This is a genomic window from Zoogloea sp. GW822-FHT05C07 (assembly GCF_058800215.1).
In genome coordinates, this window is the sequence record NZ_CM179510.1 from 4,142,715 (window position 1) to 4,168,882 (window position 26,168).

At 63.5% G+C, this 26,168-nt stretch carries 26 protein-coding genes; 21 read left to right on the forward strand and 5 right to left on the reverse strand.

Features of this window, described 5'->3' with window-relative positions; translation table 11 throughout:
* Nucleotides 1–18 precede the first annotated feature (18 nt).
* From ilvN to purF, 20 genes are all read left to right on the forward strand, one after another.
* On the forward strand, nt 19–354 hold the full coding sequence (gene ilvN / locus AC3QL2_RS19095) for an acetolactate synthase small subunit (protein WP_493233134.1): 336 nt from the start codon (nt 19–21) through the stop codon (nt 352–354).
* 98 nt (nt 355–452) lie between these two features.
* A complete protein-coding gene (aroC, locus tag AC3QL2_RS19100; RefSeq protein ID WP_493233133.1) occupies nt 453–1,592 on the forward strand; it encodes a chorismate synthase in 1,140 nt (379 codons plus the stop codon).
* 135 nt (nt 1,593–1,727) lie between these two features.
* A complete protein-coding gene (locus AC3QL2_RS19105; RefSeq protein WP_493233132.1) occupies nt 1,728–2,879 on the forward strand; it encodes an MFS transporter in 1,152 nt (383 codons plus the stop codon).
* Between the two features lie 56 nt (nt 2,880–2,935).
* Nucleotides 2,936–3,751, forward strand: a complete 816-nt coding sequence (locus AC3QL2_RS19110) for a M48 family metallopeptidase (RefSeq protein ID WP_493233131.1) — start codon at nt 2,936–2,938, stop codon at nt 3,749–3,751.
* A gap of 34 nt (nt 3,752–3,785) precedes the next feature.
* Nucleotides 3,786–5,195, forward strand: coding sequence for a 3-isopropylmalate dehydratase large subunit (gene leuC, locus AC3QL2_RS19115; protein WP_493233130.1), 1,410 nt, complete (start codon nt 3,786–3,788; stop codon nt 5,193–5,195).
* Nucleotides 5,196–5,215: 20 nt separating this feature from the next.
* Nucleotides 5,216–5,344, forward strand: coding sequence for an entericidin A/B family lipoprotein (locus AC3QL2_RS19120; RefSeq protein WP_493233129.1), 129 nt, complete (start codon nt 5,216–5,218; stop codon nt 5,342–5,344).
* Nucleotides 5,341–5,979 carry a 3-isopropylmalate dehydratase small subunit gene (gene leuD / locus AC3QL2_RS19125; protein WP_493233128.1) on the forward strand — a complete coding sequence of 213 codons (639 nt, stop codon included), beginning with the start codon at nt 5,341–5,343 and terminating at the stop codon, nt 5,977–5,979. Before AC3QL2_RS19120 ends, leuD begins: the two co-directional genes overlap by 4 nt.
* Nucleotides 5,980–6,024: 45 nt before the next feature.
* Entirely contained in the window at nt 6,025–7,086 is a 1,062-nt protein-coding gene (gene leuB, locus AC3QL2_RS19130) for a 3-isopropylmalate dehydrogenase (RefSeq protein WP_493233127.1), read from the forward strand.
* Between the two features lie 36 nt (nt 7,087–7,122).
* A complete protein-coding gene (gene asd, locus AC3QL2_RS19135) occupies nt 7,123–8,247 on the forward strand; it encodes an aspartate-semialdehyde dehydrogenase (protein WP_493233126.1) in 1,125 nt (374 codons plus the stop codon).
* 277 nt (nt 8,248–8,524) lie between these two features.
* Nucleotides 8,525–11,389 carry a motility hub landmark protein FimV gene (locus tag AC3QL2_RS19140; RefSeq protein WP_493233125.1) on the forward strand — a complete coding sequence of 955 codons (2,865 nt, stop codon included), beginning with the start codon at nt 8,525–8,527 and terminating at the stop codon, nt 11,387–11,389.
* A gap of 29 nt (nt 11,390–11,418) precedes the next feature.
* Entirely contained in the window at nt 11,419–12,024 is a 606-nt protein-coding gene (locus AC3QL2_RS19145; RefSeq protein ID WP_493233124.1) for a CbiQ family ECF transporter T component, read from the forward strand.
* Nucleotides 12,021–12,815, forward strand: coding sequence for a tRNA pseudouridine(38-40) synthase TruA (gene truA, locus AC3QL2_RS19150; RefSeq protein ID WP_493233123.1), 795 nt, complete (start codon nt 12,021–12,023; stop codon nt 12,813–12,815). The genes AC3QL2_RS19145 and truA overlap by 4 nt, the downstream gene beginning before the upstream one ends.
* A gap of 5 nt (nt 12,816–12,820) precedes the next feature.
* Nucleotides 12,821–13,444, forward strand: coding sequence for a phosphoribosylanthranilate isomerase (locus tag AC3QL2_RS19155; RefSeq protein ID WP_493233122.1), 624 nt, complete (start codon nt 12,821–12,823; stop codon nt 13,442–13,444).
* On the forward strand, nt 13,431–14,642 hold the full coding sequence (trpB, locus tag AC3QL2_RS19160; protein ID WP_493233121.1) for a tryptophan synthase subunit beta: 1,212 nt from the start codon (nt 13,431–13,433) through the stop codon (nt 14,640–14,642). Before AC3QL2_RS19155 ends, trpB begins: the two co-directional genes overlap by 14 nt.
* A gap of 58 nt (nt 14,643–14,700) precedes the next feature.
* A complete protein-coding gene (trpA, locus tag AC3QL2_RS19165; RefSeq protein WP_493233120.1) occupies nt 14,701–15,513 on the forward strand; it encodes a tryptophan synthase subunit alpha in 813 nt (270 codons plus the stop codon).
* Entirely contained in the window at nt 15,510–16,385 is an 876-nt protein-coding gene (gene accD / locus AC3QL2_RS19170; RefSeq protein WP_493233119.1) for an acetyl-CoA carboxylase, carboxyltransferase subunit beta, read from the forward strand. The genes trpA and accD overlap by 4 nt, the downstream gene beginning before the upstream one ends.
* 3 nt (nt 16,386–16,388) lie before the next feature.
* Nucleotides 16,389–17,663: a bifunctional tetrahydrofolate synthase/dihydrofolate synthase gene (gene folC / locus AC3QL2_RS19175; RefSeq protein ID WP_493233118.1), complete on the forward strand. Its 1,275-nt coding sequence runs from the start codon at nt 16,389–16,391 to the stop codon at nt 17,661–17,663.
* Nucleotides 17,632–18,540, forward strand: a complete 909-nt coding sequence (locus AC3QL2_RS19180) for an SPOR domain-containing protein (protein ID WP_493233117.1) — start codon at nt 17,632–17,634, stop codon at nt 18,538–18,540. The genes folC and AC3QL2_RS19180 overlap by 32 nt, the downstream gene beginning before the upstream one ends.
* A 12-nt stretch (nt 18,541–18,552) precedes the next feature.
* A complete protein-coding gene (locus AC3QL2_RS19185; RefSeq protein ID WP_493233116.1) occupies nt 18,553–19,044 on the forward strand; it encodes a CvpA family protein in 492 nt (163 codons plus the stop codon).
* A gap of 10 nt (nt 19,045–19,054) precedes the next feature.
* Nucleotides 19,055–20,584 carry an amidophosphoribosyltransferase gene (gene purF, locus AC3QL2_RS19190; RefSeq protein WP_493233115.1) on the forward strand — a complete coding sequence of 510 codons (1,530 nt, stop codon included), beginning with the start codon at nt 19,055–19,057 and terminating at the stop codon, nt 20,582–20,584.
* 153 nt (nt 20,585–20,737) lie between these two features.
* On the opposite strand, the gene AC3QL2_RS19195 is transcribed toward purF, so the two are convergent.
* From AC3QL2_RS19195 to AC3QL2_RS19210, 4 genes are all read right to left on the reverse strand, one after another.
* Nucleotides 20,738–21,475 (reverse strand): UDP-2,3-diacylglucosamine diphosphatase, encoded by a 738-nt coding sequence (locus tag AC3QL2_RS19195; protein WP_493233114.1) that lies wholly within the window; start codon nt 21,473–21,475, stop codon nt 20,738–20,740.
* A gap of 21 nt (nt 21,476–21,496) precedes the next feature.
* On the reverse strand, nt 21,497–21,991 hold the full coding sequence (locus AC3QL2_RS19200; protein ID WP_493233113.1) for a peptidylprolyl isomerase: 495 nt from the start codon (nt 21,989–21,991) through the stop codon (nt 21,497–21,499).
* Nucleotides 21,992–22,020: 29 nt separating this feature from the next.
* A complete protein-coding gene (locus AC3QL2_RS19205) occupies nt 22,021–22,590 on the reverse strand; it encodes a peptidylprolyl isomerase (RefSeq protein ID WP_493233112.1) in 570 nt (189 codons plus the stop codon).
* 150 nt (nt 22,591–22,740) lie between these two features.
* Nucleotides 22,741–23,319 carry a tetratricopeptide repeat protein gene (locus AC3QL2_RS19210; protein ID WP_493233111.1) on the reverse strand — a complete coding sequence of 193 codons (579 nt, stop codon included), beginning with the start codon at nt 23,317–23,319 and terminating at the stop codon, nt 22,741–22,743.
* A 216-nt stretch (nt 23,320–23,535) separates the two neighbouring features.
* Here AC3QL2_RS19210 and cysS point away from each other — a divergent pair, with 216 nt between their 5' ends.
* Nucleotides 23,536–24,921, forward strand: a complete 1,386-nt coding sequence (gene cysS / locus AC3QL2_RS19215) for a cysteine--tRNA ligase (protein WP_493233110.1) — start codon at nt 23,536–23,538, stop codon at nt 24,919–24,921.
* A 99-nt stretch (nt 24,922–25,020) separates the two neighbouring features.
* On the opposite strand, the gene AC3QL2_RS19220 is transcribed toward cysS, so the two are convergent.
* Nucleotides 25,021–26,124, reverse strand: coding sequence for an ABC transporter substrate-binding protein (locus AC3QL2_RS19220; protein WP_493233109.1), 1,104 nt, complete (start codon nt 26,122–26,124; stop codon nt 25,021–25,023).
* Nucleotides 26,125–26,168 lie beyond the last annotated feature (44 nt).

The window sequence follows — 26,168 nt, forward strand, 5'->3', positions numbered from 1 at the left end:
CCCGCAGGAGAGAACACGATGTCCGAACAAAACACCAATCTTTCCGAATACATTCCCGATGTGCCCGAGCATACGGGCTTCAAGAAGGTAGTCCTGGAACTGGGCGTGGCCAACCACCCGGGGGTGATGAGCCACATCTGCGGTCTGTTTGCCCGGCGGGCTTTCAATGTGGAAGGCATCCTGTGCATGCCGGTCGGCTCCGGCGAAACCAGCCGCATCTGGCTGCTGATTTTCGAGGATGAGCGCCTCGAGAAGATGATCCGGCAGGTCGAGAAGCTGGAGGATGTCCTGTATGTGAAGCAGCACGATGGCGAACATCCGGTGTTCGGCCGTCTGGACGAGTTCTTCAAGTAATACGTCTCCCACGCGCTGCCGGCCTCGTGCCGGCGGCGTGCTAGACTCCGCCGCCTTACTTGCCTAGTCTTTAATCTTCTGTCTCCGCGAGTCTCTCCATGTCCGGTAATTCCCTTGGCACGCTCTTCAGCGTCACTTCCTTCGGCGAATCCCATGGCCCCGCCATTGGCTGTGTGGTGGATGGCTGTCCGCCGGGATTGAAGATCAGTGAGGCCGACATCCAGGCCGAGCTGGATCGGCGCAAGCCGGGTACTTCCCGGCATGTGACCCAGCGTCGGGAGCCGGATGAGGTCGAGATCCTGTCGGGGGTCTTCGAGGGCGTCACGACCGGCACGCCCATCGCGCTGCTGATCCGCAACCAGGATCAGCGCTCCAAGGACTACGGCAACATCGCCGAGAGTTTCCGTCCGGGGCACGCCGACTACGCCTACTGGCAGAAGTACGGCATTCGTGATTACCGCGGCGGGGGCCGTTCATCCGCCCGTGAAACCGCGGTGCGCGTGGCGGCTGGAGCGATTGCGCGCAAGTGGCTGCAGGAGCGCTATGGCGTGGTGATTCAGGGCTACATGGCCCAGCTTGGCCCCGTCGACATTCCCTTCGTGTCGTGGGGCGAGGTGGACGGCAACGCGTTTTTTGCACCGAATCAGGCCATCGTTCCGCAACTCGAAAGTTACATGGACGATCTGCGCAAGTCCGGCGACTCTGTCGGTGCGCGGATCAATGTCGTTGCAACGGGGTTGCCGGTTGGCTGGGGTGAGCCCGTCTTCGATCGTCTCGACGCCGACATCGCTTACGCGATGATGAGCATCAACGCGGTGAAGGGCGTGGAGATCGGTGCCGGTTTTGCCAGCGTCGCTCAACTCGGGACGCAGCACTCGGACGAAATGTCGTCGGAAGGCTTCCTGTCGAACAATGCGGGTGGTGTGCTGGGCGGGATCTCTACTGGGCAGGACATCCTGGTCAGCATGGCCATCAAGCCTACGTCTAGCACCCGTCTCGATCGCCACTCCATCAACAAGGCCGGGGAGCCGGTTGTCGTGAACACCCACGGTCGCCATGATCCCTGCGTCGGTATTCGGGCTACGCCCATCGCCGAGGCCATGCTGGCGATCGTGCTGATGGATCACGCCTTGCGCCATCGTGCCCAGAACGCCGATGTGGAATGCTCCACGCCAAAGGTGGCCGGGTTGGCGCCGACGGGCAAGCAGGCCGTGCCGTCTCCCCGCCCGAAGGCTTGATCGCGTTCGGCTTTGCGCCTGGGGAAGACAGGCGCGGAGTTCCTCACCCGCACGGGTGAGGTTCTGGCAGATGGAAGGAGCGCTTTCGGGCGCTCTTTTTCTTGGTAGTGACCGGGGTTGCCCCCAATATCTCTGATGATTCCCTACTGGCGCCTGTCGGGTTATTACTTTTTCTACTTCGCCTTTGTCGGTGCCTTTTCACCATACTTTGGCCTTTATCTGCAGTCGATTGGTAGTTCGGCGGCCGAGATTGCAGTGCTGATGTCCCTGATGTCGGTCATGCGCACGCTTGCGCCGACCCTGTGGGGCTGGCTGGCCGATCGATTCGGCATGCGTGCGCCCATCGTCCGTCTGTCGGCGGTGCTGTCCGTGCTGGGCTTCTCCGGTTTCCTGCTCAGCAATGCTTATGGGGCGCTCTTTGTGAGCATGGCCTTCCTGGCTTTCTTCTGGAGTGCTGCGTTGCCGCTGGTGGAAACCTTGACCTTTGCGCACCTGGAAGGGCGGGCCAGTCGCTATGGCAGCATCCGGGTGTGGGGGTCCGTCGGTTTTGTGTTGGCGGTGCTCGGGTTGGGCTATCTGCTCGATGAGATGCCGATCAGGAACCTGCTGTGGGTGACGCTGGCCATCCTTACGGGCATCCTGGCGTGTGCTCTGGCGATCCCCGAAGTCCGCAAGGTACGGGAGACGGTGGCGTCCGCCTCGCTGGGGAGCATTCTCCGTCGCCCGGAGGTGAAGGCGCTGCTGACGGCCTGCTTTTTCATGTCGGCCGCCCATGGCGCCTTGTACGTCTTCTACTCCCTGCATCTCGTTGCTCATGGGTACAGCAAGACTTTGGTGGGGTGGATGTGGACCCTTGGGGTGCTGGCCGAGATCCTGGTTTTCATGGGTATGCCCCAATTGCTGAAAGCGTTCTCACTGCGTAATCTGCTTCTCTTCAGTTTTGCTGCGGCAGTCTTCCGCTTCGTGATGATCGGCTGGTGGGCTGATTCGCTTGCCGTGTTGGCGCTGGCGCAGTTGCTGCATGGCGCGACCTTCGGCTCTTACCACGCGGCGGCCGTGGCCGCCGTCAATCGCTGGTTCGGCGCTCAGCACCAGGCACGCGGGCAGGCCCTGTATGGCAGTATTTCCTTCGGCGCCGGCGGGGTGCTTGGAGGGCTGATCAGCGGCTATACGTGGGAACTCGTCGGCGCCGGATGGACTTATACCCTCGCGTCAGTCTTCGCATTGATGGGCCTGGTGGCCCTGAGCCGCGGCTGGCGGGATCGTTTGGCCGTCGAGACTGTCTAACGTCAACTGAACGGGATGTCGGGAGAAGGATGAGAACGGGGTTCGAATGGTGGCGCATGCTCGGCACGGCGCTGCTGGCAGTGAGCGGCCTGGCGGCCTGTCAGTCCGTGCAGACGACGCAGTCAGGTGCTGTCGGCGTGGAGCGCCGGCAGATGATGATGGTTTCCTCCAGGGAGATGGAGCAGGCTTCCGCCCAGAGTTACCAGAAGATCATCGCGGAGGCGGCGCAGAAGAATGCGCTGAACCGGGATCAGGAGGAGGTTGAGCGGGTGCGTGCCGTGGCCCGTCGCCTGATTCCGATGACAGGAATTTTCCGCCCCGATGCGCCCGGCTGGAAATGGGAAGTGAATGTGTTGAGCTCGAAAGAGCTCAATGCGTGGTGCATGGCCGGTGGAAAGATCGCCTTCTACAGCGGCATCATTGAGCGCCTGGACCTGACCGACGACGAGATTGCCGCAATCATGGGGCACGAAATTTCCCATGCGCTGCGTGAGCACGCGCGGGAGCGGGCGTCCCAGTCGATGGTGACCAATATCGGTGTCAGCGTACTGGGTGCCGCCCTTGGCGTGGGCCAGGCGGGGACCGACCTGATTGGTGGCGCGGCGAAGCTCAGTTTCGAGCTGCCCAACAGTCGCGAGCATGAGACCGAGGCCGACCGCATGGGCGTCGAACTGGCTGCGCGGGCAGGCTACGACCCGCGGGCGGCCATCGGTCTCTGGCAGAAAATGGCTAAGGCCTCCAACGGCGCCCAGCCCCAGTGGTTGTCGACCCACCCGTCCAACGAAACCCGCCTGCGTGATCTCACAGAGTACGCGGCTCGCGTGATGCCCCTTTACGAGCAAGCTACTCAGCGCGCAAGGCCTGTGAAATAATTAAAGTTTTTCCGCCCTCAGCTCTACTTCGCCCATGCAAGCGCAAACGCTTTACGAAAAATTGTGGTCGAGCCACGTGGTGCACGTCGAGGATGACGGCACGGCGCTGATCTACATCGACCGTCACTTGGTTCACGAAGTCACCAGCCCGCAGGCCTTCGAAGGCCTCAAGCTGGCCGGGCGCAAGCCGTGGCGCGTGAATTCCATCGTTGCGACGGCCGACCACAACACGCCGACCGATCACTGGGAAATGGGCATCCAGGACCCGGTGTCCCGTCAGCAGGTTGAAACCCTGGACAGCAACATCCGTGAAGTCGGTGCGCTGGCTTACTTCCCGTTCAAGGACGAGCGTCAGGGCATCGTGCACGTGATCGGACCTGAAAACGGCGCGACGCTGCCCGGCATGACCGTCGTGTGCGGCGATTCGCATACATCAACCCATGGCGCGTTTGCCTGCTTGGCCCACGGCATCGGTACGTCCGAAGTCGAGCACGTGATGGCCACCCAGTGCCTGCTGCAGAAGAAGTCCAAGACGATGCTCGTGCGCGTCGACGGCGTGCTGGGCGCGGGCGTGACCGCCAAGGATGTGGTGCTGGCCATCATCGGCCGCATCGGTACCGCCGGCGGTACCGGCTACGCCATCGAGTTCGGCGGCAGCGCGATCCGCGGCCTGACGATGGAAGGCCGCATGACCGTCTGCAACATGGCGATCGAAGCAGGGGCCCGCGCCGGTCTGGTGGCGGTGGACGAGCAGACCATCTCCTACCTGAAGGGGCGTCCGTTCTCGCCGCGCGGCGAAGTGTGGGATCGTGCGGTCGAGTATTGGCGCACTCTGCATTCCGACGACGGTGCGCGTTTCGACGCGGTGGTCGAACTTGATGCCGCTCAGATCAAGCCGCAGGTGACCTGGGGCACGTCGCCCGAGATGGTCGCGCCGATCGACGGTATCGTCCCCGATCCAGTCCTCGAAAAGGATCCGGTGAAGCGCGAGGGCATGGAGCGCGCGCTGCTGTACATGGGCCTCACGCCGCGGACGCCGATCAAGAACATCGCTATCGACAAGGTCTTCATCGGATCCTGTACCAATTCGCGCATCGAGGATCTGCGCGCCGCCGCTTATGTCGCGCGTGGTCGTCGCAAGGCCGACAACGTCAAGCAGGTGCTGGTGGTGCCGGGCTCCGGTCTCGTCAAGCGTCAGGCCGAGGCCGAAGGGCTCGACAAGATCTTCATCGCTGCCGGTTTCGAATGGCGTGAGCCGGGCTGTTCCATGTGTCTGGCCATGAACGCGGATCGGCTGGAGCCGGGCGAGCGCTGCGCGTCCACGTCCAACCGTAACTTCGAAGGGCGTCAGGGCGCCGGTGGCCGTACCCACCTGGTGAGCCCGGCCATGGCGACGGCTGCGGCGATTGCCGGGCATTTCGCCGACGTTCGCGAACTGGCCTGAGTGCCTGGAGAGATTGCGCCATGCGTAAATTTGCCGCATTGCTCGGTGCATTGGTTGTCGTGCTGCTGAGCGGTTGCAATACCGTTCAGGGCTTTGGCAAAGATATTGAAAAGGGTGGCGAAGCCATCCAGAAGGCGGTCAAGCAATGAATCCCTTCCGTAAGCTCGATGGTCTCGTGGCGCCGATGGATCGCGCCAACGTGGATACCGACGCGATCATCCCGAAGCAGTTCCTGAAGTCGATCAAGCGGAGTGGCTTTGGCCCCAACCTGTTCGACGAGTGGCGTTACCTGGATGTCGGCCAGCCCGGCCAGGATGCATCCGGACGCCCCAAGAACCCGGACTTCGTGCTCAATCAGCAGCGCTACCAGGGTGCGCAGATCCTGCTCGCCCGCGACAACTTCGGCTGTGGCAGCTCGCGTGAGCATGCGCCGTGGGCGCTGGAGGATTTCGGCTTCCGCGTGATCCTTGCGCCGAGCTTCGCCGACATCTTCTACAACAACTGCTTCAAGAACGGTCTGCTGCCGATCAAGCTGGCGGCGTCGGAAATGGATGCACTGTTCGCCCAGTGCCAGGGAACCGCCGGCTATCGCCTGATGGTGGACCTGGAGGCGCGGACGATCACCCGCCCCGACGGCAAGGTCATCCCTTTCGACGTGGATGCCTTCCGCCGCGAATGCCTGCTCAACGGCTGGGACGATATCGGTCTCACGTTGCGGCACGCCGATAAGATCCAGGAGTTCGAAGCGCGTCGGCGTATCGACCAACCCTGGCTGTTCTCCTGATCGCCGGCTGGCGTCCCTGTAACGAATTCGATTTAGAGAATGACGATGAAGATTTGTGTTCTGCCCGGTGATGGCATCGGCCCCGAAATCATGGAACAGGCGCTGCGCGTGCTTGAAGCGGTGCGTGGCGACGGTTTCGACTTTGTGGCCGAAACGGCCCTGATCGGCGGCTGTGCCGTCGACGCCACTGGCACGCCGTACCCCGAGGCAACCAGCAAGCTGGCCAAGGAAGCCGACGCGATCCTGCTGGGTGCCGTGGGCGGCCCACAGTGGGATTCCCTGCCGCGTGAGCAGCGCCCCGAGCGTGGCCTGCTGGCCATCCGCAAGGAGCTCGGCCTGTTCGCCAACCTGCGTCCGGCCATCCTCTACCCGGAACTGGCCAACGCTTCCACGCTGAAGCCCGAAGTGGTGTCCGGCCTGGACATCCTGATCGTCCGCGAACTGACCGGAGATATCTATTTCGGCCAGCCCCGAGGCATCCGCGAGGAAAACGGCGAGCGCGTCGGCTTCAACACCATGGTGTATTCGGAGTCCGAGATCCGCCGCATCGGCAAGATGGCTTTCGAGGCGGCCCGCAAGCGCGGCAAGAAGCTGTGCTCGGTGGACAAGATGAACGTCCTGGAGTGTACCCAGTTGTGGCGTGACGTGATGATCGAGCTGTCGGCCGATTATCCGGATGTCGAGCTGTCCCACATGCTCGTGGACAACGCCGCGATGCAGCTCGTGCGCGCGCCGAAGCAGTTCGACGTGATGGTGACCGGCAACATGTTCGGCGACATCCTGTCGGACGAGGCTTCCATGCTCACCGGCTCCATCGGCATGCTGCCGTCGGCCTCCCTCGATGCCAACAACAAGGGTCTTTACGAGCCCAGCCACGGCTCGGCCCCCGATATCGCCGGCAAGAACCTGGCCAATCCGCTGGCTACCATTCTGTCTGCGGCGATGATGCTGCGTTATACCTTCAACCTTGAGGCGCATGCGACGCGTATCGAGACCGCCGTCAAGAAGGTGCTCGCTGCCGGCTATCGCACCGGTGATATCTATGAGGCGGGTACCCGCCGCGTGGGCACCAAGGAGATGGGCGACGCCGTCATCGCGTCCCTCTGAGCACAAAAGACAATTCAAGCCTGATTGGGGATCAATATGAAAAGAGTAGGTCTGGTTGGCTGGCGCGGGATGGTCGGTTCCGTGCTCATGCAGCGCATGCGCGAGGAAAACGATTTTGCGCTGATCGAGCCGGTGTTCTTCACCACTTCCAACCCGGGCGGCAAGGCACCGAGCTTCGGCAAGGACGCGCCCTCGCTGAAGGATGCGAAGAACATCGACGAACTGAAGGCGCTGGACATCATCATCACCTGTCAGGGCGGCGATTACACCAACGAGGTGTATCCGAAGCTGCGCGAGGCGGGTTGGAATGGCCACTGGATCGACGCCGCGTCGTCCCTGCGCATGGATCCCCGCGCCGTGATCATCCTTGATCCGGTAAACCAGAACGTCATCAAGGACTCCCTGGTCAAGGGCGGCCGCGACTGGATCGGCGGCAACTGCACCGTGTCCCTGATGCTGATGGCACTGGGCGGCCTGTTCCAGCGCGACCTCGTCGAGTGGGCAACCTCGATGACCTACCAGGCGGCTTCGGGCGCCGGCGCGCAGAACATGCGTGAGCTGCTGAGTCAGATGGGCGAACTGAACCGTTCGGTCAAAGAATTGCTGGACGATCCGGCCTCCGCGATCCTCGACATCGACCGCGAAGTGGCTGGCACGATGCGCGACGACGCCTTCCCGGCCTCCAACTTCGGCGTGCCGCTGGCGGGCTCCCTGATCCCGTGGATCGACAAGGATCTGGGTAACGGCCAGTCCAAGGAAGAGTGGAAGGGCGGCGTCGAGACCAACAAGATCCTCGGTCGTGGCGAAGGTTTCGGGACCCCGATCGTACCCATCGACGGCCTGTGCGTGCGTATCGGTGCGATGCGTTGCCACAGCCAGGCTCTGACCCTGAAGCTGAAGAAGGACCTCCCGATCGACGAGATCGAAAGCATGCTGGCCAGTGCCAACGACTGGGTCAAGGTCGTTCCGAACAAGCGTGAGGAGTCCGTGCGCGATCTGACGCCGACCGCCGTGACCGGCACCCTGACCGTTCCCGTCGGCCGCCTGCGCAAGCTGGCGATGGGCGGTGAATACCTGTCGGCCTTCACCGTCGGTGACCAGCTTCTGTGGGGGGCCGCGGAGCCGCTGCGACGCATGCTGCGCATCCTGCTCGAGGACTGATACCTCGCCGCTCCGTTGTTCAAATGCCGTTCTGCGATAGCTGAACGGCATTTTCTTTTGGGCGAGCAGTAGCGCGGGGCAGGGCAGCCTCGTCGATGAAGCTGGGCGGGAGCTGGCGTGTTGCGCTTGCAGAATGCATGTCGAGCTTGAGGTGGGGACTTCAAAAACGGCTCGAACTTGCCACTCCAAACCCATGATGTTATGTTCATCAATAACTTGATTCTAATGATCAGCCTTCGTGCATAAGAACCCTGTGAATAGCCGGCTCAAGCTTACCTTGCTCGCCGCGTCCATCAGCGCCCTGTCCCTTGGTGCCAACGCGGCAGGTCTGGGGCGGATAACGGTCCTGAGCGGCCTGGGACAGCCTCTGCGGGCTGAGGTCGAGGTCGCCGCGACCCCCGAAGAACTCCAGAACATGACGGCGCGGCTCGCATCGGCGGAGGCTTTCCGGCAGGCTGGTGTCGATTACGCGCCCTCCATCAATGGTCTGCGCATGGCCATCGAACGTCGGGGAGGCGGTGCGGTGGTGAAGGTCAGCAGCGACCGGCCGGTCAATGAGCCCTTCGTCGATATGCTGGTCGAGTTGAGCTGGGCGGCTGGCCGCTTGATTCGTGAGTACACCTTCCTTCTGGACCCGCCTGACACCGGGGCCGGGCGTCACGCAGCGCCGGTAGCCGCGCCGGAGGTCCGTTCCGATTTCGCCGCGCGTCGTGCTGAGCCTCAGCCTGCGGTCCGTCGCCCAGCACCGGCAGGACGCGTAGCGCGCGAAGGCGCGGCCGCGGGCAGAACCTATCTGGTCAAACCCGGTGATACGCTGAACCGGATTGCGACGGAAAACCGTCCCGATGGCGTCTCCATGGAGCAGATGCTGGCGGCGCTGTTCCAGGGCAACCGTTCCGCTTTCGAGGCGAACGATGTCAATCGGTTGCAGGCTGGCAAGATCCTGCGCATTCCGGATGCGGAGACCGCGCGGCAGCTTGCTGCCGGCGGAGAGCGCGGGCAGATCGTCGGAAAGTCGTCCGATTTCGGGCGTTATCGGCAAAAGCTGGCCGAGCAGGCTGCCAATGCGCCCGCAAAGGAAGCGCCGGCTCGTCAGGGGGCTGGCGGCCGGATTGGCGCCAAGGTGGATGACCGCGCCGCTGCGGCAGCAGGCTCGAGTGATCAGTTGAAGGTTTCGAAGGGGGATGAAGGGCGCGCCGGGGGGCTTGGCAGTGACAAGACCGGTGGTGCACGGCTGCAGGCCCTGGAGGAGGACCTCGTCTCCCGCGACAAGGCCTTGAAGGAAGCAAACAACCGACTCGCCGATCTGGAAAAGAGCATCAAGGAACTCCAGCGCTTGGTGGAGTTGAAGAGCCAGGGTCTGGCCCAGGTGGTCGAGCAGGGCAAGCCGACGGTTGCGTCGCAGCCGGCTGCTCCCGTCGAGCCCCCGGCCGCCGCGCAGCCGAACCCGCCTGCAGCAGAGTCGGACAAGCCTGAACAGGCCAAGGTGCCAGAGTCTGCTCCCGAGGCCAAGCCCCTTCCTCAGGCTACGCCGCCAGCACCACAGTCGGCGCCGCCTCAGTCAAAGCCTGCCGAAGCGCCGCCGCAGGCAGAGTCCTCCGAGGATCTCTCCTTGCTGATGGGGGGCGGGGGCATTCTCGCGCTGCTGTTGGGTTGGGGGGGCTACAAGCTGTATCAGCGTCGCCGTGCCCAGGCTGCGCCGACCACGACCTCCGCGTTGTCCGAATTCGGGGAAGCCTCCAATTCGGTGTTTGGCAGTTCGGGCGGGCAAAGCGTGGATACGGGAAGCAGCAGCCAGATCCAGACCGATTTCAGTCAGTCGGGCCTGTCTGCGATCGATACCGATGAAGGTGTCGATCCGGTGGCCGAGGCTGACGTGTACATGGCTTACGGTCGAGACGCGCAGGCCGAGGAGATTCTCCTCGACGCCCTGAAGACGGATCCGGGGCGCACCGGGGTTCATCTGAAGTTGCTCGAGATATACGCGCAGCGGAAGAACCTGAAGCAATTTGAAACGACCGCCACCGAGCTCTATTCCTTGACGGGCGGCAATGGGCAGGACTGGGAAAAGGCCGCGGCCCTCGGGCGCAAAGTGGATCCTGATAGCCCCTTGTACCGCATTCCGACGCCGGGTGCAGCAGCAGGTGCGGCTGCAGCGGCACCGCAGACGGTTGCGCCGCTGGCCGCTGGCTTTGGGCAGGCCCAGCCTGTCCAGACGAGAGCGCGTGCACCGGAGCCCGTTGAGCCGATGCTTTCTGCAGGGCATGAAGACCCGCTTGAGTCCCCGTCCCAGTTGAAGGACACCTGGGCCTTGCCGGGTGAGCTCAACCAATACACCAGTCTCGAGGACATCGGGAGGGCCGCGCCCCCGGCGGCGGTTCCGGTTGCTGCGCCGGATGTCAGCATGCTTGATTTTGACCTGGACCTGAACGCCGATGGCGGCGAGGCCCACGATCAGGTAGTGGGTGGCGCACAGTCCCCGACGGCAAGTGCGCTGGACTTCGACCTTGGCTTCGATCACGAGCCGGAACCGCTGCCGCAACAGGCTACGCAGATGGTGGGCGATCGCATGCCGGCGAGCATGGAGGCGACTTCTACGCGCCCCCAGCGCATGACGGATGATTTCAGCCTGCCGGATCCCAGTGATCTCGATTTCGAAATCAGCTCGGAGTTTGGTGAGCACAAGTTCGAGCCCGCTGCCACGCCATCCGTCAATGTGGATCTCACCGCGACGCTTGCCGACGAGCCGCTTCGCGACGAGGCCGGTGCGGCTACGATGGATCTCGAGAAGACCAGCTTCGATAGCAGCCTGCTGGACTTCGATTTTGAGCTGGACGAGAAGCTGGAGGACAAGATGACGGAGACGCGCCCCTTCGAGCCCGTCGTCAATCTCGACTCCATCGATCTCGAACTTCCCTCTGATCCCGACACCCTGGCGGAGCTCCCGGATGCCGGCCCGCCGACGGAGCCCCCCCTCGACCTGGAACTGCAGCAGGAAGTGGCGACCAAGCTTGAGCTGGCGCGTGCGTATGAGGAAATGGGTGACAAGGACGGTGCGCGGGAATTGGTTGAGGAAGTCCTGCGGGAGGGCGCTGCCGTACAGAAGGAAGAGGCCCGTAAAATCCTTGCCCGCCTTTCGTGAGCCGCTGACATCCGCGTGATGAAGCTGCGATGATTTCCCTGCACCCGGCGACGCGTCTTGTCGCCTGGGCGGCGCTGGTAGTATTGGCGCAACTGGCCCGAGGTCCCTGGTTATGGGGCCTCGGGCTTGTTGTTCTGGCGGGGGCCTTTTTATTTGCCCGGCATCGCGCATGGCGGCTCGTCAAGCGTGTGCGGGTGCTGCTGCTGGTGCTGTGGGCGCTGTTCGCGCTGTTCACCCCCGGCGAGCTGGTCATCCCGTTTCTGGGGAGCGCAGGCCCGACACTGGAAGGCATTGCGGCGGCGTCGATGCATTGTGTGCAATTGCTCGTTGTGGTGCTTCTGGTGGCCGTGCTGCTGGAATCGACGCGGGACCAGGAGTTGGTCGCCGGCTTGATGGTGCTGGCCCGTCCCTTGGGGGGGCTGGGATTACCGGTGGAGCGCCTGGCTGTGCGGGTGTTGCTGGTCTTTCGTTATGTGGAAAGTCCTCCCCGTGGCGGATGGCGTGCCTTGCTTGTTCATGACGACACATCGCCTTCTGCGGAAAGCCTGCGTATTCGAATGCTTCCTCTGCGCTGGTGGGATGGGCTTGTTGCAGGGAGTGTGCTGGTGTTGATCTTGTTGGGAGCTCTCCGTTGAGGATTGCGATAGGCGTCGAGTACGCCGGGAGTGCATTTCTGGGTTGGCAGACGCAGCCCCATGGGCGGACGGTTCAGGATGTACTGGAGAGGGCGTTGGCCGTCATCGCCCAGCATCCGGTGGCCGTGGTGTGTGCCGGGCGAACGGATACCGGCGTGCATGGCAGCATGCAGGTGGCCCACTTCGATACCGTTGCCAAGCGCCCACTCGAGGCCTGGGTGCGGGGTGTTAACAGCCATCTGCCGGCCAGTGTCGGCGTGCTGTGGGCGGTGGAGGTGGATGAGGATTTTCACGCGCGCTTCAGTGCCGAGTCCCGGCATTACCGTTATGTGCTGCTCAACCGGAGGGTGCGTCCCAGTCTGCTGGAGGGGCGTGTCGGCTGGATCCATGGCGAGTTCGATGTGGAGCGGATGGTCCGGGCGGCGGAGTGCCTGATCGGTACCCACGATTTCACGTCATTCCGGGCGGCCGAGTGCCAGGCCAAGTCGCCGGTGCGGCAGATGCATGCGGTACGTATCCGCCGCGAAGGGGAGGTGGTGCTGTTCGACTTCCATGCCAACGCCTTCCTGCACCACATGATCCGCAACCTCGTGGGCTCTCTGGTCTATGTGGGGCTGGGGCGCAAGTCGGTCGAATGGATGGCGGAAGTGCTCGCCGTGCGGGACCGGACCCAGGCTGCGCCGACATTCGCACCCGGCGGCTTGTACCTGTCGGGGGTCGAGTATCCCGAGCGGTGGCCCTTGCCGGGTGGCGGGCGTATCATCGCGCCTCCCCAACTCCTTGTACCGTGAGCGCCATGCATCGGACGCGCATCAAGATCTGTGGTCTGACCCGGGAAAAGGACGTCCTGGCGGCGGTGAATGCCGGGGCTGACGCCATCGGTTTTGTCTTCTATCCGCCCAGTCCGCGCTTCGTGAGTTTCGAGCGGGCGGCGGAGCTGGCCCGGTTGGTGCCGCCCTTCGTAACCGTCGTCGGTCTGTTCGTCAATGCCGAGCGCAGCTATGTCGAGGCCGCAAGGGCCGCGGTGCCGCTGCAGGTGTTGCAGTTCCACGGTGACGAGAGCGAGGCCCAGTGCCTCGGCTATGGGCTGCCTTACATCAAGGCGGCGCGGATGCGGCCAGGGCTTGATCTGCTAAAATACGCGGCTTGCTACCCCACAGCCCAAGGTTTGCTCCTTGATGCCTTCGTCGAAGGCTATGGCGGCGGGGGTGAAACTTTTGACTGGTCGCTGATTCCTTCCGGGCTGCCTGTGCCGCTGATCCTGTCGGGTGGGCTGCACGCGGGCAATGTGGAGGAGGCGGTGCGGCGCGTCCAGCCCTGGGCTGTGGACGTGTCCAGCGGCGTGGAAGCCGCGAAGGGCGTCAAGGACGCCGCCAGGATCACCGAATTTGTTGCCGGAGTTCGACATGCACATGGCTGATGCCCCCTACGATCTACCCGATGCGCGCGGCCATTTTGGTCCCTATGGCGGCGTGTTCGTCGCGGAAACCCTGATTCCGGCACTGACCGAACTGCGCCAGGCCTACGAAGAGGCCCAGCAGGATCCGGCCTTCATGGCCGAGTACGCTTACGAGCTGAAGCATTACGTGGGGCGCCCGAGCCCGATCTACCATGCCAAGCGCTGGTCCGAACTGCTCGGCGGCGCGCAGATCTACCTGAAGCGCGAAGACCTCAACCATACCGGCGCCCACAAGGTGAATAACTGCATCGGCCAGGCCATGCTGGCTCGCCGCATGGGCAAGCCGCGGGTGATCGCCGAAACCGGCGCCGGGCAGCACGGCGTAGCGACGGCCACGGTGGCGGCCCGCTACGGTATGGAATGCGTCGTATACATGGGGTCGGAGGACGTGCGGCGGCAGGCTGCCAACGTCTATCGCATGAAGTTGCTGGGCGCCACGGTGGTGCCGGTGGAGAGCGGCTCCAAGACCCTCAAGGACGCGCTCAACGAAGCCATGCGCGACTGGGTTACCAACATCGGCAACACCTTTTACATCATCGGCACAGTGGCGGGCCCGCATCCCTATCCGATGATGGTGCGCGACTTCCAGAAGATCATCGGCGAGGAGTGCATCGAGCAGATGCCCGATATGGCCGGTCGCCAGCCCGACTACGTGATTGCGTGCGTGGGCGGCGGCTCCAACGCGATGGGGATCTTCTACCCTTACATCGAGCACAAGGATGTCCGTCTGGTGGGTGTCGAAGCGGCTGGTAGCGGCATCGAAACGGGCATGCACGCGGCCTCCCTGTCTGCGGGGCGTCCCGGTGTGTTGCACGGCAACCGCACCTACCTCCTGCAGAACGAGGACGGCCAGATCATCGAGACCCATTCGATTTCCGCGGGCCTGGATTACCCGGGCGTCGGTCCCGAGCACGCCTGGCTCAAGGACATCAAACGCGCCGAGTATGTGGGCATCACCGATGCCGAGGCCCTGCAGGCCTTCCACGACCTGTGCCGCTTCGAAGGCATCATCCCGGCACTGGAGTCGTCCCACGCCCTGGCCTACGCGGCCAAGCTGGCGCCGACGCTGCCGAAGGACAAGGTCCTGCTCGTCAATCTTTCCGGCCGGGGCGACAAGGATATGCATACCGTCGCCGAGAAATCCGGCATCCAGTTTTAACCTCTTCACGGCCTTGCCGGCCATAGTCGGCAAGGCCGTTGATCATTCGTACCCATTCATGTCCAGAATTCAACGAACCTTCAAGCGGCTCGAAGGCGAAGGCCGCAAGGCGCTCATTCCCTTCATCACCGCCGGAGATCCCGCACCCGAGATGACCCTGCCGCTGATGCAGGCGCTGGTTGCGGGCGGGGCTGATGTCATCGAGCTCGGCGTTCCGTTCTCCGACCCGATGGCTGACGGGCCGACCATCCAGCGCGCCTCTGAACGGGCCCTGGCCGCCGGCATGAGCCTGCGCAAGGTATTCGACATCGTGCGCGCCTTCCGGGCAGCGGGGGACGAAACCCCGATCGTGCTGATGGGCTACGCCAACCCGATCGAGGCTATGGGGATGGCGGCTTTCGCAAGTGCCGCCGCGGATGCCGGTGTCGATGGCGTGCTGGTGGTGGATTACCCGCCCGAGGAGTGCCAGGGCTTTGCCGAGGCCTGTCGTACGGCCGGCCTCGATCCGATCTTCCTGCTGGCGCCGACCTCCACCGAACAGCGCTTTGCCGATGTGGCTGCTGCCGGCAGTGGCTACATCTATTACGTATCCCTGAAGGGCGTAACCGGGTCAGCCAAGCTCGACCTCGATGAAGTCGCCCGCCGCATCCCCGTCATCCGAGAAAAGGTCGGCATGCCGGTCGGAGTCGGCTTCGGTATTCGCGACGCGGAAACGGCGGCACGCATCGCCGGCCTTGCCGACGCAGTGGTGATCGGCAGCCGCATCATCGAGGAGATCGAACAGAGCGAGCGCAGCGAGGCCCCGGCCCGCGTGCAGGCCTTCATCCGCGGCATTCGTGAGGCGATCGACGCTGCAGGGGGACAACAATGAGCTGGCTGACCAAGCTGCTGCCTCCCAAGATCAAGCGGGATGTGCCGTCTGCACGCAAGTCGATTCCTGAAGGTTTGTGGAGCAAGTGTCCTTCCTGCGAGGCGGTGCTTTATCGTTCCGATCTGGAGAGCAACCTCAACGTCTGCCCGAAGTGCGGACACCATCAGCGCATCCGCGCGCGTCAGCGCATCGACTATCTGCTCGATCCGGAAGGCCGTTTCGAGATCGGCGCCGAAGTGGTGCCCGTCGATCCGCTGAAGTTCAAGGATTCCAAGCGCTACCCGGACCGGCTCGCCGCGGCGAACGAGGACACCGGCGAGGCCGATGCGCTGGTGGTGGTGCAGGGTGCGATCAAGACCGTGCCGGTCGTGGTGGCCTGCTTCGAGTTCGAGTTTCTCGGCGGTTCCATGGGCTCGGTGGTTGGCGAGCGTTTCGTGCGCGGCGTCAAGGCTGCCCTGGAGCAGCGCCTGCCTTTCATCTGTGCGACGGCCACCGGTGGCGCGCGGATGCAGGAGGGCCTGTTCTCGCTGATGCAGATGGCCAAGACCACGGCTTCCATCACGCGTCTTGCGGAGCGTCGCCTGCCTTTCATCACCTTGCTGACGGATCCGACGATGGGCGGGGTGTCCGCCAGCTTTGCCTTCGTGGGCGATCTGGTGATCGGTGAGCCGGGGGCCCTGATCGGCTTTGCCGGTCCGCGGGTCATCGAGCAGACGGTGCGTGAAACGCTGCCCGAGGGCTTCCAGCGTTCCGAGTTTCTGCTTGAGAAAGGCGCTCTGGACATGATCATCGATCGGCGCGAACTGCGCGACCGGCTCCCCGAACTCATCACTCTCCTCACGCGCCAGCCGTCGGTCGGCGGCGCGGCCTGATCCATGCAATTGCCCGAAACACTTGAAGGCTGGCTGGGCCTACTGGAAGCACGTCACGGCCAGGCCATCCAGCTTGGCCTGGACCGTGTCCGCCTGGTCCGCGATGCGCTGAATCTGCCCCAGACCTGTCCAGTCTTCACCATTGGTGGAACCAACGGCAAGGGCTCCACCTGTGCGCTGCTGGAGTCGGTGCTGCTGGCCGCCGGCTACCGCGTGGGTCTGTACACCTCGCCCCATCTGCTGCGCTACAACGAGCGCGTGCGCATCGATGGCCGAGAAGCAGATGACCAGGCCTTGGTCGAGGCCTTTGCCGAAGTCGAGCGTGCCCGCGGCGAGACGTCGCTGACTTACTTCGAGCACGGAACGCTGGCGGCCTGGGTGGCGTTCTGCCGGGCTGGGCTCGATGCGATCATCCTCGAAGTTGGCCTTGGCGGGCGGCTCGATGCCGTCAACGTGTTCGAGCCAGATTGCGCCATTGTCACCAGCGTGGCCCTGGATCACATGGAGTTCCTGGGTAACGACCGGGAGACCATCGGCTTCGAGAAGGCCGGCATCTTCCGCGCCGGCAAGCCGGCGATCTGCAGCGACCCACTGCCGCCCGCATCCCTGCTGGCCCATGCCGAGGCGATCGGTGCGCGGCTGCTGGTCAGCGGCCGTGATTTCGGTTTTTCCGGCGACCAGCAGCAGTGGGCGTTCTGGCTGGCGGGTGGCGCGCGCCGTGGTGGGCTTGCCTATCCGGCGCTGCGCGGCACCAATCAACTGCTCAATGCCTCGGCGGTAATGGCGGCGTGCGAGTCGGTGCGCGACATCCTGCCGGTGCCAATGCAGGCGATCCGTCAGGGCTTCATGCTGGTGGATCTGCCCGGGCGCTTCCAGGTGCTGCCGGGGCGTCCGTCGGTGATCCTCGATGTAGCTCACAATCCTCAGGCCGCGGGGGTGCTCAACGAGAACCTCGCTAGCATGGGCTTCTTCCCGGAAACCTGGGCGGTGATCGGCATGCTGGCCGACAAGGATGTGCAAGGCGTCATCCGCTTGCTGCGTGACCGCGTTGACCACTGGCTGGTGGCAACGCTGCCCGGCCCACGAGGCCTGGGAGCTGAGCGTCTTGCCGGGATGCTGCGGGAGGCGGGGGTGAGTGTCGATATCTCGGAGTTCGAGTCGCCGAGTGCTGCTTATCAGGCTGCACGTGGTCAGGCTGCCGAGGGTGATAGAATCGTGGTCTTTGGCTCCTTCCTCACGGTAGCCGATGTTCTGGCTGTCGCCGGAACGTCCAAATAGGTATTGCTGCAAGATGGCCGATAACGATTCCCAGATCGACCTGAAGAAGCGCGCGCGTCGTCGCCTGGTGGGCTCTGCCGCGCTGGCGCTGGCCGCGGTGATCGTCCTGCCGATGGTGATGGATCACGAGCCGCGGCAAACGGTGCCCGACGTGCAGATCCGCCTTCCGAGCCAGGAGGGCGGCAATTTCACGTCGCGGGTGATCACCGGCAAGGCGCCCGCGCCGTCCCAGCCCGTGGCGGGCACGGTCACCGAAGAGGCGGTCGTGCCGGAGGAGGATGACGGGACGCACCACAAGGGCGATGCCGATATGCCGCCCCCGCTGCTGAAGCCGGGGCAGGAGCTGCTCCCGCCGTCCAAACTCAAGAAGGAGGCGGTCAAGGCGGACCCCAAGCCCGAGCCGCTCAAGAAAGCGGAAGCCAGGCCCGAGCCTGCCAAAAAGCCGGAACCCAAGCCCGAGCCGCCGAAGAAGGCGGACGCCAAGCCCGACGTAAAGAAGCCCGAAGCCAAACTCGAAGCCAAGTCTGATCCCAAGCAGAAGGAAAGGGAGCGGGACAAGGAAAAAGAGAAGGCTGAGGCTGACAAGGCTCATGCCGACGCCGAGCGCGCCAAGGCCCTGTTGAGTGGTGCTGCGCCCAAGGAGCCGAGCGCGGGTGGGGCCCACGTTGTATCACTCGGCGCCTATCGCGAGGCGGCGAACGTGACAAGTCTGCGCGCCAAGTTGAAGGCGGAGGGCTACGCTTCATACGTGGAGCCGCTGGGTGACAAGATCAGGGTCCGCGCCGGCCCTTTCCCCAACAAGGCGGCTGCCGACAAGGCGGCTGCCCGGATCAGCAAGATCCTCGGGGTGCCGGCTGCCGTGGCGTCCAAACCCTGACGTGCAATTCCTTTGAGCGGATTTGATTACTTCCTGCTGGCCGTCGTGGGCGTGTCGGCAGTTTTGGGGTTTTGGCGGGGCCTGCTGTCGGAGCTGGTGGCGCTGTGTGCGTGGGTGCTGGCCTTCCTGGCCGCCAAGACCCTGACCGCCAGCGTGCAGCCTTTCGTGGCGGTGCTGGTGAAGGAGCCGGTGCTGCAGGTACCGGCGGCATTTATTTCGATTTTTGTGGTCGTACTGATTCTTGTGGCGATCCTGCGCTGGGCCTTGGGCGAACTCGTCAGGGCGGCAGGGCTGGGGTTCGCGGATCGTTTTCTCGGTGCGTGCTTCGGCGCGGTCCGAGGTGGCGTGATTGTGTTTGCAGTGGCGTTGCTCGTCGGCCTCGGCGGCTTCGCCGGAAGCAGGTGGTGGCAGGAGGCGAGCTTTTCGGCTCCCCTCGAAGCCGCTGTGCTGGCTTCCAAACCGTGGCTCCCCGAGCTTCTGGCAAAGAGACTTAGATACCGATAGGTGGTTTGAAATGTGTGGCATTCTGGGCGTAGTAGCGACAACCCCCGTCAATCAGCTCCTTTATGATGGCCTGCAGGTGCTTCAACACCGCGGCCAGGACGCAGCGGGTATCGCCACTGCGGAAGGCGGGCGGTTTCACATGCACAAGGCGTCGGGCCTCGTGCGCGACGTGTTCCGGACCCGGAACATGCGGGATCTGCCCGGCAACCTGGGTATCGCCCATGTTCGATACCCGACGGCCGGTTCGGCTTCGGCCGCGGCAGAGGCCCAGCCTTTCTACGTGAATTCACCCTTCGGCATCATGTTGGCTCACAACGGCAACCTGACCAATGCCGAAGAGCTGCAGCGGGAGATGTTCCTGTCCGATCTGCGGCACATCAACACCAACTCCGATTCGGAAGTACTGCTCAATGTGCTGGCCCACGAGCTGCAGGCGGCCGCCAAGAGCTTCCGCCTGGACAAGGAGACAGTCTTCGACGCGGTGGCCGGCGTGCATCGCCGTTGCCGCGGCGCTTACGCCACGGTGGCAATGATCTCTGGAACCGGCCTGCTGGCCTTCCGCGATCCCTACGGAATCCGTCCGCTGGTCATCGGCCGCAACGACACGCCCAATGGCGTGGAGTGGCTGATCGCCTCCGAGAGCGTGGCGCTGGACGTGATGGGCTTCAAGCTGGTGCGTGACGTGGCGCCGGGCGAGGCGATCCTCATCGACACCGAAGGGCGTTTCCACAGCCGCCAGTGCGCAACCCACACGGTGCACGCTCCCTGTATGTTCGAGTTCGTGTATCTGGCCCGTCCCGACTCGCTGATCGACGGCATCTCGGTTTACGACGCGCGCATCAACATGGGCAGCTCCCTGGCCAAGAAACTGCGTGAGACCCTGCCGCACCTGCAGATCGACGTGGTCATCCCGATTCCTGATTCCAGCCGTCCGTCGGCGATGGAAATGGCCCATCGCCTCAACGTGCCGTATCGCGAAGGCTTCGTGAAGAACCGCTACATCGGCCGTACCTTCATCATGCCCGGGCAGGCGATCCGCAAGAAGTCGGTGCGCCAGAAGCTGAACACCATTCACCAGGAGTTCAAGGGTAAGGCCGTGCTGCTGGTAGACGATTCCATCGTGCGTGGCACCACCAGCCGCGAGATCGTGCAGATGGCGCGGGATGCCGGGGCGACCAAGGTGTACATGGCCTCTGCCGCGCCCCCGGTTCGTTATGCAAACGTTTACGGCATCGACATGCCGACCAAGGCCGAGCTGATCGCCAGCGACCGTACCGAAGCGGAAATCTGTGCGGAGATCGGTGCCGATGCGCTGATCTACCAGGATCTGGAAGATCTCAAGGATGCGGTGAAGGCGCTGAATCCGGAGGTCTCGGTCTTCGAGACCTCTTGTTTCGACGGCACCTACGTTACCGGCGACGTGACCCAGGAATACCTGAGCGGTATCGAAAGCCAGCGTAGCGGCGCGGCCGGCAAGTCGGGTGGCGAAGAAGGTGGCGCCCAGATGGACCTCAACCTGATCTCCCGCGGCGAAAGCTGAAAATGAACCCGGTGGGTGGTCTGGAGCGCGTGATGCCGGCGAATTCAGCACCTACCGCCCTTGGCCACATCCCCCCAAAAGGGCGTGCGGTCACGGGGCGTGAAAGCTTGCCGAGGTCGGCGCTGGTCTAAGCGCGCGGCCGCGGCAAGTCTGTCAGTTCAGGGGCTGGCGGGAGAGTTTCCCGTCTGCCCATGCAAGTACCTCTCCAGAGGCCCGTTCGGCCTCGACTCTCCAGTCAGCCAGCACCCAGCGTTCGCAGCGGTGTCCGTCCACTTCGACCTGGTGGAGCGCCGGTCTATGGGTGTGTCCGTGAATCAGCAGCGGGAAGCCGTGCTCGCGCAGCAATGCGGCAACCGTATCGCCATTGACGTCCATGATCGCCGCGTCCTTCTCAGACTTGGCGGTCTCGCTTTTCATGCGCACGCCGGCGATGATCTGCTTGCGGACGGCCAGCGGCTGTGTGAGGAACTGGGCTTGCCAGGCCGGGTTGCGCACCTGGGCGCGGAAAGCCTGGTAGGCGAGATCGTCGGTGCACAGGCTGTCGCCGTGGCACAGCAGGGTGCGTTGTTCGCCCAGTTGGATCAGCGTCGGCTCATCAAGGATCTGCAGGCGGGCGCGGGTCGCGAATTCGCTGCCCAGCAGGAAGTCGCGGTTGCCGGCCATGAAATGGACCTTGCAGCCACCTTCGGCGAAGGCGGCGAGCGCTTCGGCAACCCTGCGGTTGAGCGGGTCGTCCAGGTCGTCATCGCCGGCCCAGTATTCGAACAGGTCGCCGAGGATGTAGAGGCGATCGGCAGCCTGGGCGGGGCCGGCCAGGTAGCGTTCGAACAGGGCGGTGAGTTCAGGGCGATCGGCGCTCAGGTGCAGATCGGAAATGAAATGGATTTGCATGGAGCCGGTCGCCCTGGAGCCTTAGATGACTTCGGCGCGGGTGATGACCACGTCTTCCTTCGGCACGTCCTGGTGGAAGCCGGCGGAGCCGGTCTTGACGGCCTTGATCTTCTCGACGACGTCCAGGCCTTCGGTCACGCGGCCAAAGACGCAGTAGCCCCAGCCCTGGATGTCAGGGGAGCGGTAGTTGAGGAAGTCGTTGTCGCCCACGTTGATGAAGAACTGGGCAGTGGCGGAGTGCGGATCCTGCGTGCGGGCCATGGCGATGGTGCCGATTTCGTTCTTCAGGCCGTTGTCGGCTTCGTTCTTGATCGGTGCCTGGGTGGCCTTCTGCTTCATGCCCGGCTCGAAACCGCCGCCCTGGATCATGAAACCGTTGATCACGCGGTGGAAGACCGTGTTGTCGTAGTGGCCGGCTTCCACGTAGGCGAGGAAGTTCTTGACGGTTTCGGGGGCCTTTTCGGCGTCCAGTTCAAGGACGATGTCGCCGTGGTTGGTGCTGAGTTTGACAGCCATGGAGTTACTCCTGTGGGTTGGTGTGAAGCTTACTTGCCGGCCTGCTCGGGCAGTTGCCGGACAGACTGGATGGTGACGGGCGTGGTCGGGACATTCTGCTGGAAGCCGCGGTTGGCGGTGGGCACCTTGCCGATCTTGCGAACGACGTCCATGCCGTTGGTGACCTTGCCGAAGACGGCATAGCCGGCGCCGTCAGGGGAAGGGTAGTTCAGCGGGCGGTTGTCTTCGAGGTTGATGAAGAACTGCGCGGTGGCGGAATTCGGGTCCTGGGTGCGGGCCATGGCGATGGTGCCGGCGTCGTTCTTGAGGCCGTTGCGGGCTTCATTCGGGATCGGCGCCCGGGTGGCCTTTTCCTCCATGCGGGCATTCATGCCGCCGCCCTGGATCATGAAGCCGTCGATGACGCGATGAAAGACCAGTCCGTCGTAAAAGCCGCTCTTCACATACTCCAGGAAGTTGGCCACCGTCTTGGGGGCTTTTTCCGGGTAGAGCTCGAGGACGATCGTCCCTTCACTGGTCTTCATCTCGACCTGGGGATTGGCCGCCAGGGCCAGGATGCTCTGGCCGGCGATCATGAGGGCCATGAGGGTCTTCTTCATTCTCGGTTCCTTTGGTGCGATGGTAAGTCTCTCGGTCGGGCCGACAGGGATATTGGGCGGGAGGCGCTTGCCATGGCGTTGCCGGGGACTACCCCCACGCTGTTTTTTTCGTGCCTACCGTGTCGTGGTGGCGTTGATGAGTGCGGGCTCTTACCTGGCTGCCGGGAGAGTCTTTTGGGGAGTCTTTGACGCGGGCGTTTCCGATCCGGCAGAGGCTTCGGCCGGGGCGAAGCCGGTGGCATCACGGATCATGGTCAGCTTGCGCTGGACGGCGGGGTTGGCGGTGTCGAGCGTTCGTGTCTTGTCGTAGGCCTCGCCGGCAAGCCGGAGATAGACGTCGCCCAGGTTCTCGTAGGCCCTCGCGTAGCCCGGGTGATTCCGGATGGCCGTTTCGAAGGTGGTGCGGGCCTTGTCGTATTGCCGCTGCTGGGCGTACAGCACTCCGAGATTGTTGAACGGCTCGGGCAACTCCGGGTGTTCCTCGGTCAGCTTCTGGAAGATGGCGATTGCTTCGGCGCTGCGGTGAAGTTCCGACAGCGCGATGCCTTTGAGGAAGCGTAGCTGGACGTCATTGGGCCGGCTGGCGAGCAAGGGTGTCACCCGCTCGACGAGTTGATCGAATTGACCCTGGCGGACGAGTTGTTGCAGGTCCTGGACGGAGTCGGCCCGTACGGGGCCGCAGGTGATGCACAGGAGGGACAGGGCGGCGGCCAGAGCTCGTTTTGACATGTGATATGATCGACCAGATGCGCAAGGCACGAAGGCTGCTTTGTGTCGTGCTTGCGTCGGTATTGCTGCAGGCTTTTCATTCTAGCAAGAAGCGTCACGGCCTACCACGCGCGTCCCCGGTCCGTCGGATGCGGTCTTCACTGCGCTTTTGGGTGGCCTTGCAGATGCGGATCGCGCTGCCTTCCATACTAATCCGGTTTCCTAACGGCCTCTCTCATGTTGAAAATTCATAACTCCCTTTCACGCAAGAAGGAGCAGTTCACCCCCATCGAACCCGGCAAGGTCCGCATGTATGTTTGCGGGATGACGGTTTACGACTTTTGTCACCTGGGGCATGCGCGCGTGATGGTGGTTTTCGACATGGCCGCCCGTTGGCTGCGTTCGAGTGGGTATGCGGTGACCTACGTGCGCAACATCACCGACATCGACGACAAGATCATCAAGCGCGCCCAGGAGAACGGAGAGAGCATCCGTGCGCTGACCGACCGCTTCATCGCCGCCATGCACGAGGATGCCGATGCGCTGGGCGTGCTACGCCCGGATCATGAGCCGCGCGCCACCGAGTTCGTGCCGTCGATGCTGCGTCTGATTGGCGATCTGGAACGTAACGGCCTGGCCTACCAGGCGGACAACTTGGATGTGTGCTATTCGGTGCGCAAGTTCGAAGGTTACGGTCGCTTGTCCGGCAAGTCCCTCGACGAGTTGCGGGCCGGCGAGCGTGTCGAGGTCGCGGGCGGCAAGCATGATCCGCTGGATTTCGTGCTGTGGAAGCACGCGCGGCCGGAGGAGCCGGAAGAGGTCAAGTGGGCATCCCCGTGGGGTGCCGGGCGCCCGGGCTGGCACATCGAATGCTCCGCGATGAGCTCGGAACTGCTCGGCGAGCACTTCGACATCCATGGCGGTGGTGCTGACCTGCAGTTTCCCCACCACGAGAACGAAATCGCGCAGAGCGAAGGGGCGCACCAGTGTTCCTTCGTCAATTACTGGATGCACAACGGCTTCGTGCGGGTGGACGACGAGAAGATGTCGAAGAGTCTCGGCAACTTCTTCACCATTCGCGACGTGCTGAAGGATTACGCTCCGGAGGTGGTCCGCTTCTTCATCCTGAGAGCGCACTACCGTAGCCCCCTCAACTATTCCGATACCCACCTGGAAGATGCCCGTAGCGCCCTGTCGCGCCTGTATACCGCTTTGCGCAACGTGCCGGCGGCCCAGCAGGTGGCGGAGATCGACTGGTCCTCGCCGGCGGCGGCGCGCTTCAAGCTGGCGATGGATGACGACTTCAACACGGCGGAAGCCTTGTCGGTGTTGTTCGATCTGGCCAACGAGGTGAACCGTTCCCGGTCGGCGGAGGCCGCGGCCGAACTCAAGGCCCTGGGCGGCGTGCTGGGCCTACTTGAGCAGGATCCGACCACTTTCCTGCAAGCCGGCACCGATGGCGATGAAGGGGATGCTGTTGCGATCGAGGAGAAGATCGCGGCGCGGATCGCAGCCAAGAAGGCAAAGAACTTTGCCGACGCGGATCGGATTCGGGCCGAACTGCTCGCGGACGGGATCGTCCTTGAAGACACGCCGCAGGGAACGATCTGGCGGCGCGCCTGATCCTTCACGCACCGTCTCCAACGGGGCCATTGAAAAGGCCTCGGGAACCCGTCAGGTTTCCGAGGCCTTTCAGTTTGTGTTGCTGCGGAGCGGGGCGCCTCAGTGCAGGACGCGGCCGTCGCGGCCCAGTACCGTCAGGTCGACGAAGCGCGATCCATTGTGGCTGCTGGGGGTGTAGCTGACCCGATAGCCGCCGACATCGATGTTGCCGCCTTCGAGCACCGAAACCAGTTTTTCCCGGCTGGGCTCCTTGCCACTTTTCTTCAATGCTTCGCTGACCACCTTGGCGTTGATGTAGCCCTCGATGCCGTAATAGCTGTAATTGCTGTGCTTGGCGAAGGCCTGTAGCGCCTTCTGGTATTCCTTGACGACGGGCAGGGTGTCGTTCCAGGGATAGGGCATGACCTGGGAGATGCCGATGCCGTGCGCATCCTTGGCGCCCAGTTCGCTTACCAGCAGATCGGCACCGATGGGCGACAGCGTCGAGAACTGGGGCATCTGCCCGGCCTTGCGCATCTGCCGGATGAACTCGGCGCTGGGCTTGTACAGGGTGGCCATGATGACGGCCTGGGGATCGGCCTTGGCGATCTGGGCGACGGCGGGGCCGACGTCGAGAGAGTTGCGTTCGATCGAGCCGACTGCGACCGGCTTCAGCTTGTGGTGGGCCAGCGTGGCGGTCACGCCTTCCAGCCCTGACTTGCCGAATCCGTCGTTCTGGTAAAACACCGCGATGTTGGTGATGCCCAGGCCGACGAGGTGATTGACGATGGCCTCCGTTTCGTCGGCGTAGCTGGCCCTGAGATGGAACATGTAGCGGTTGACAGGGCTGCGCAGGCTGCCCGCCCCGCTGATGGTGCCGACCAGCGGCACCTTGGCTTCGCTGAACACCTTCATCGCCTCCGTGGTCGGGGACGACCCATAGAAAGCCATTAGTGCAAAAACCTTGTGCTCGTTGATGAGCTTGCGGGTATTGGCGACGGCCTTGTCCGTTTCGTAACCGTCGTCGAGGGCGACCAGTTCAACCTTGCGGCCATTGATGCCGCCGGCGGCGTTCAGCTGTGCGAAATAGGCCAGGGCGCCTTCCTTCATCTCCTTGCCATAGGCGCCGTTGGGGCCGCTGAAGGGGGCGGACATGCCCAGCGTGATGGTGGTGTCTCCTATACCCGGATCAGCCGCCTGGGCCGGCGCGCCTGACGCAAGCATCAAGCCGGCGCCAATACAGGTGATCAGTCTTTTTATGGTGTGGA

Coding starts and splice junctions, on each gene's coding strand:
- AC3QL2_RS19105 (WP_493233132.1), top strand. CDS start 1,728: ATGATTCCCTACTGGCGCCTGTCGGGTTATTACTTTTTCTACTTCGCC.
- accD (WP_493233119.1), top strand. CDS start 15,510: ATGAGCTGGCTGACCAAGCTGCTGCCTCCCAAGATCAAGCGGGATGTG.
- AC3QL2_RS19180 (WP_493233117.1), top strand. CDS start 17,632: ATGTTCTGGCTGTCGCCGGAACGTCCAAATAGGTATTGCTGCAAGATG.
- AC3QL2_RS19120 (WP_493233129.1), top strand. CDS start 5,216: ATGCGTAAATTTGCCGCATTGCTCGGTGCATTGGTTGTCGTGCTGCTG.
- AC3QL2_RS19220 (WP_493233109.1), bottom strand. CDS start 26,124: ATGCTTGCGTCAGGCGCGCCGGCCCAGGCGGCTGATCCGGGTATAGGA.
- AC3QL2_RS19195 (WP_493233114.1), bottom strand. CDS start 21,475: ATGCAAATCCATTTCATTTCCGATCTGCACCTGAGCGCCGATCGCCCT.
- AC3QL2_RS19155 (WP_493233122.1), top strand. CDS start 12,821: ATGCATCGGACGCGCATCAAGATCTGTGGTCTGACCCGGGAAAAGGAC.
- AC3QL2_RS19210 (WP_493233111.1), bottom strand. CDS start 23,319: ATGTCAAAACGAGCTCTGGCCGCCGCCCTGTCCCTCCTGTGCATCACC.
- folC (WP_493233118.1), top strand. CDS start 16,389: ATGCAATTGCCCGAAACACTTGAAGGCTGGCTGGGCCTACTGGAAGCA.
- AC3QL2_RS19205 (WP_493233112.1), bottom strand. CDS start 22,590: ATGAAGAAGACCCTCATGGCCCTCATGATCGCCGGCCAGAGCATCCTG.
- aroC (WP_493233133.1), top strand. CDS start 453: ATGTCCGGTAATTCCCTTGGCACGCTCTTCAGCGTCACTTCCTTCGGC.
- trpB (WP_493233121.1), top strand. CDS start 13,431: ATGCACATGGCTGATGCCCCCTACGATCTACCCGATGCGCGCGGCCAT.
- AC3QL2_RS19145 (WP_493233124.1), top strand. CDS start 11,419: ATGATTTCCCTGCACCCGGCGACGCGTCTTGTCGCCTGGGCGGCGCTG.
- leuC (WP_493233130.1), top strand. CDS start 3,786: ATGCAAGCGCAAACGCTTTACGAAAAATTGTGGTCGAGCCACGTGGTG.
- cysS (WP_493233110.1), top strand. CDS start 23,536: ATGTTGAAAATTCATAACTCCCTTTCACGCAAGAAGGAGCAGTTCACC.
- ilvN (WP_493233134.1), top strand. CDS start 19: ATGTCCGAACAAAACACCAATCTTTCCGAATACATTCCCGATGTGCCC.
- AC3QL2_RS19200 (WP_493233113.1), bottom strand. CDS start 21,991: ATGGCTGTCAAACTCAGCACCAACCACGGCGACATCGTCCTTGAACTG.
- purF (WP_493233115.1), top strand. CDS start 19,055: ATGTGTGGCATTCTGGGCGTAGTAGCGACAACCCCCGTCAATCAGCTC.
- trpA (WP_493233120.1), top strand. CDS start 14,701: ATGTCCAGAATTCAACGAACCTTCAAGCGGCTCGAAGGCGAAGGCCGC.
- leuB (WP_493233127.1), top strand. CDS start 6,025: ATGAAGATTTGTGTTCTGCCCGGTGATGGCATCGGCCCCGAAATCATG.
- asd (WP_493233126.1), top strand. CDS start 7,123: ATGAAAAGAGTAGGTCTGGTTGGCTGGCGCGGGATGGTCGGTTCCGTG.
- leuD (WP_493233128.1), top strand. CDS start 5,341: ATGAATCCCTTCCGTAAGCTCGATGGTCTCGTGGCGCCGATGGATCGC.
- AC3QL2_RS19110 (WP_493233131.1), top strand. CDS start 2,936: ATGCTCGGCACGGCGCTGCTGGCAGTGAGCGGCCTGGCGGCCTGTCAG.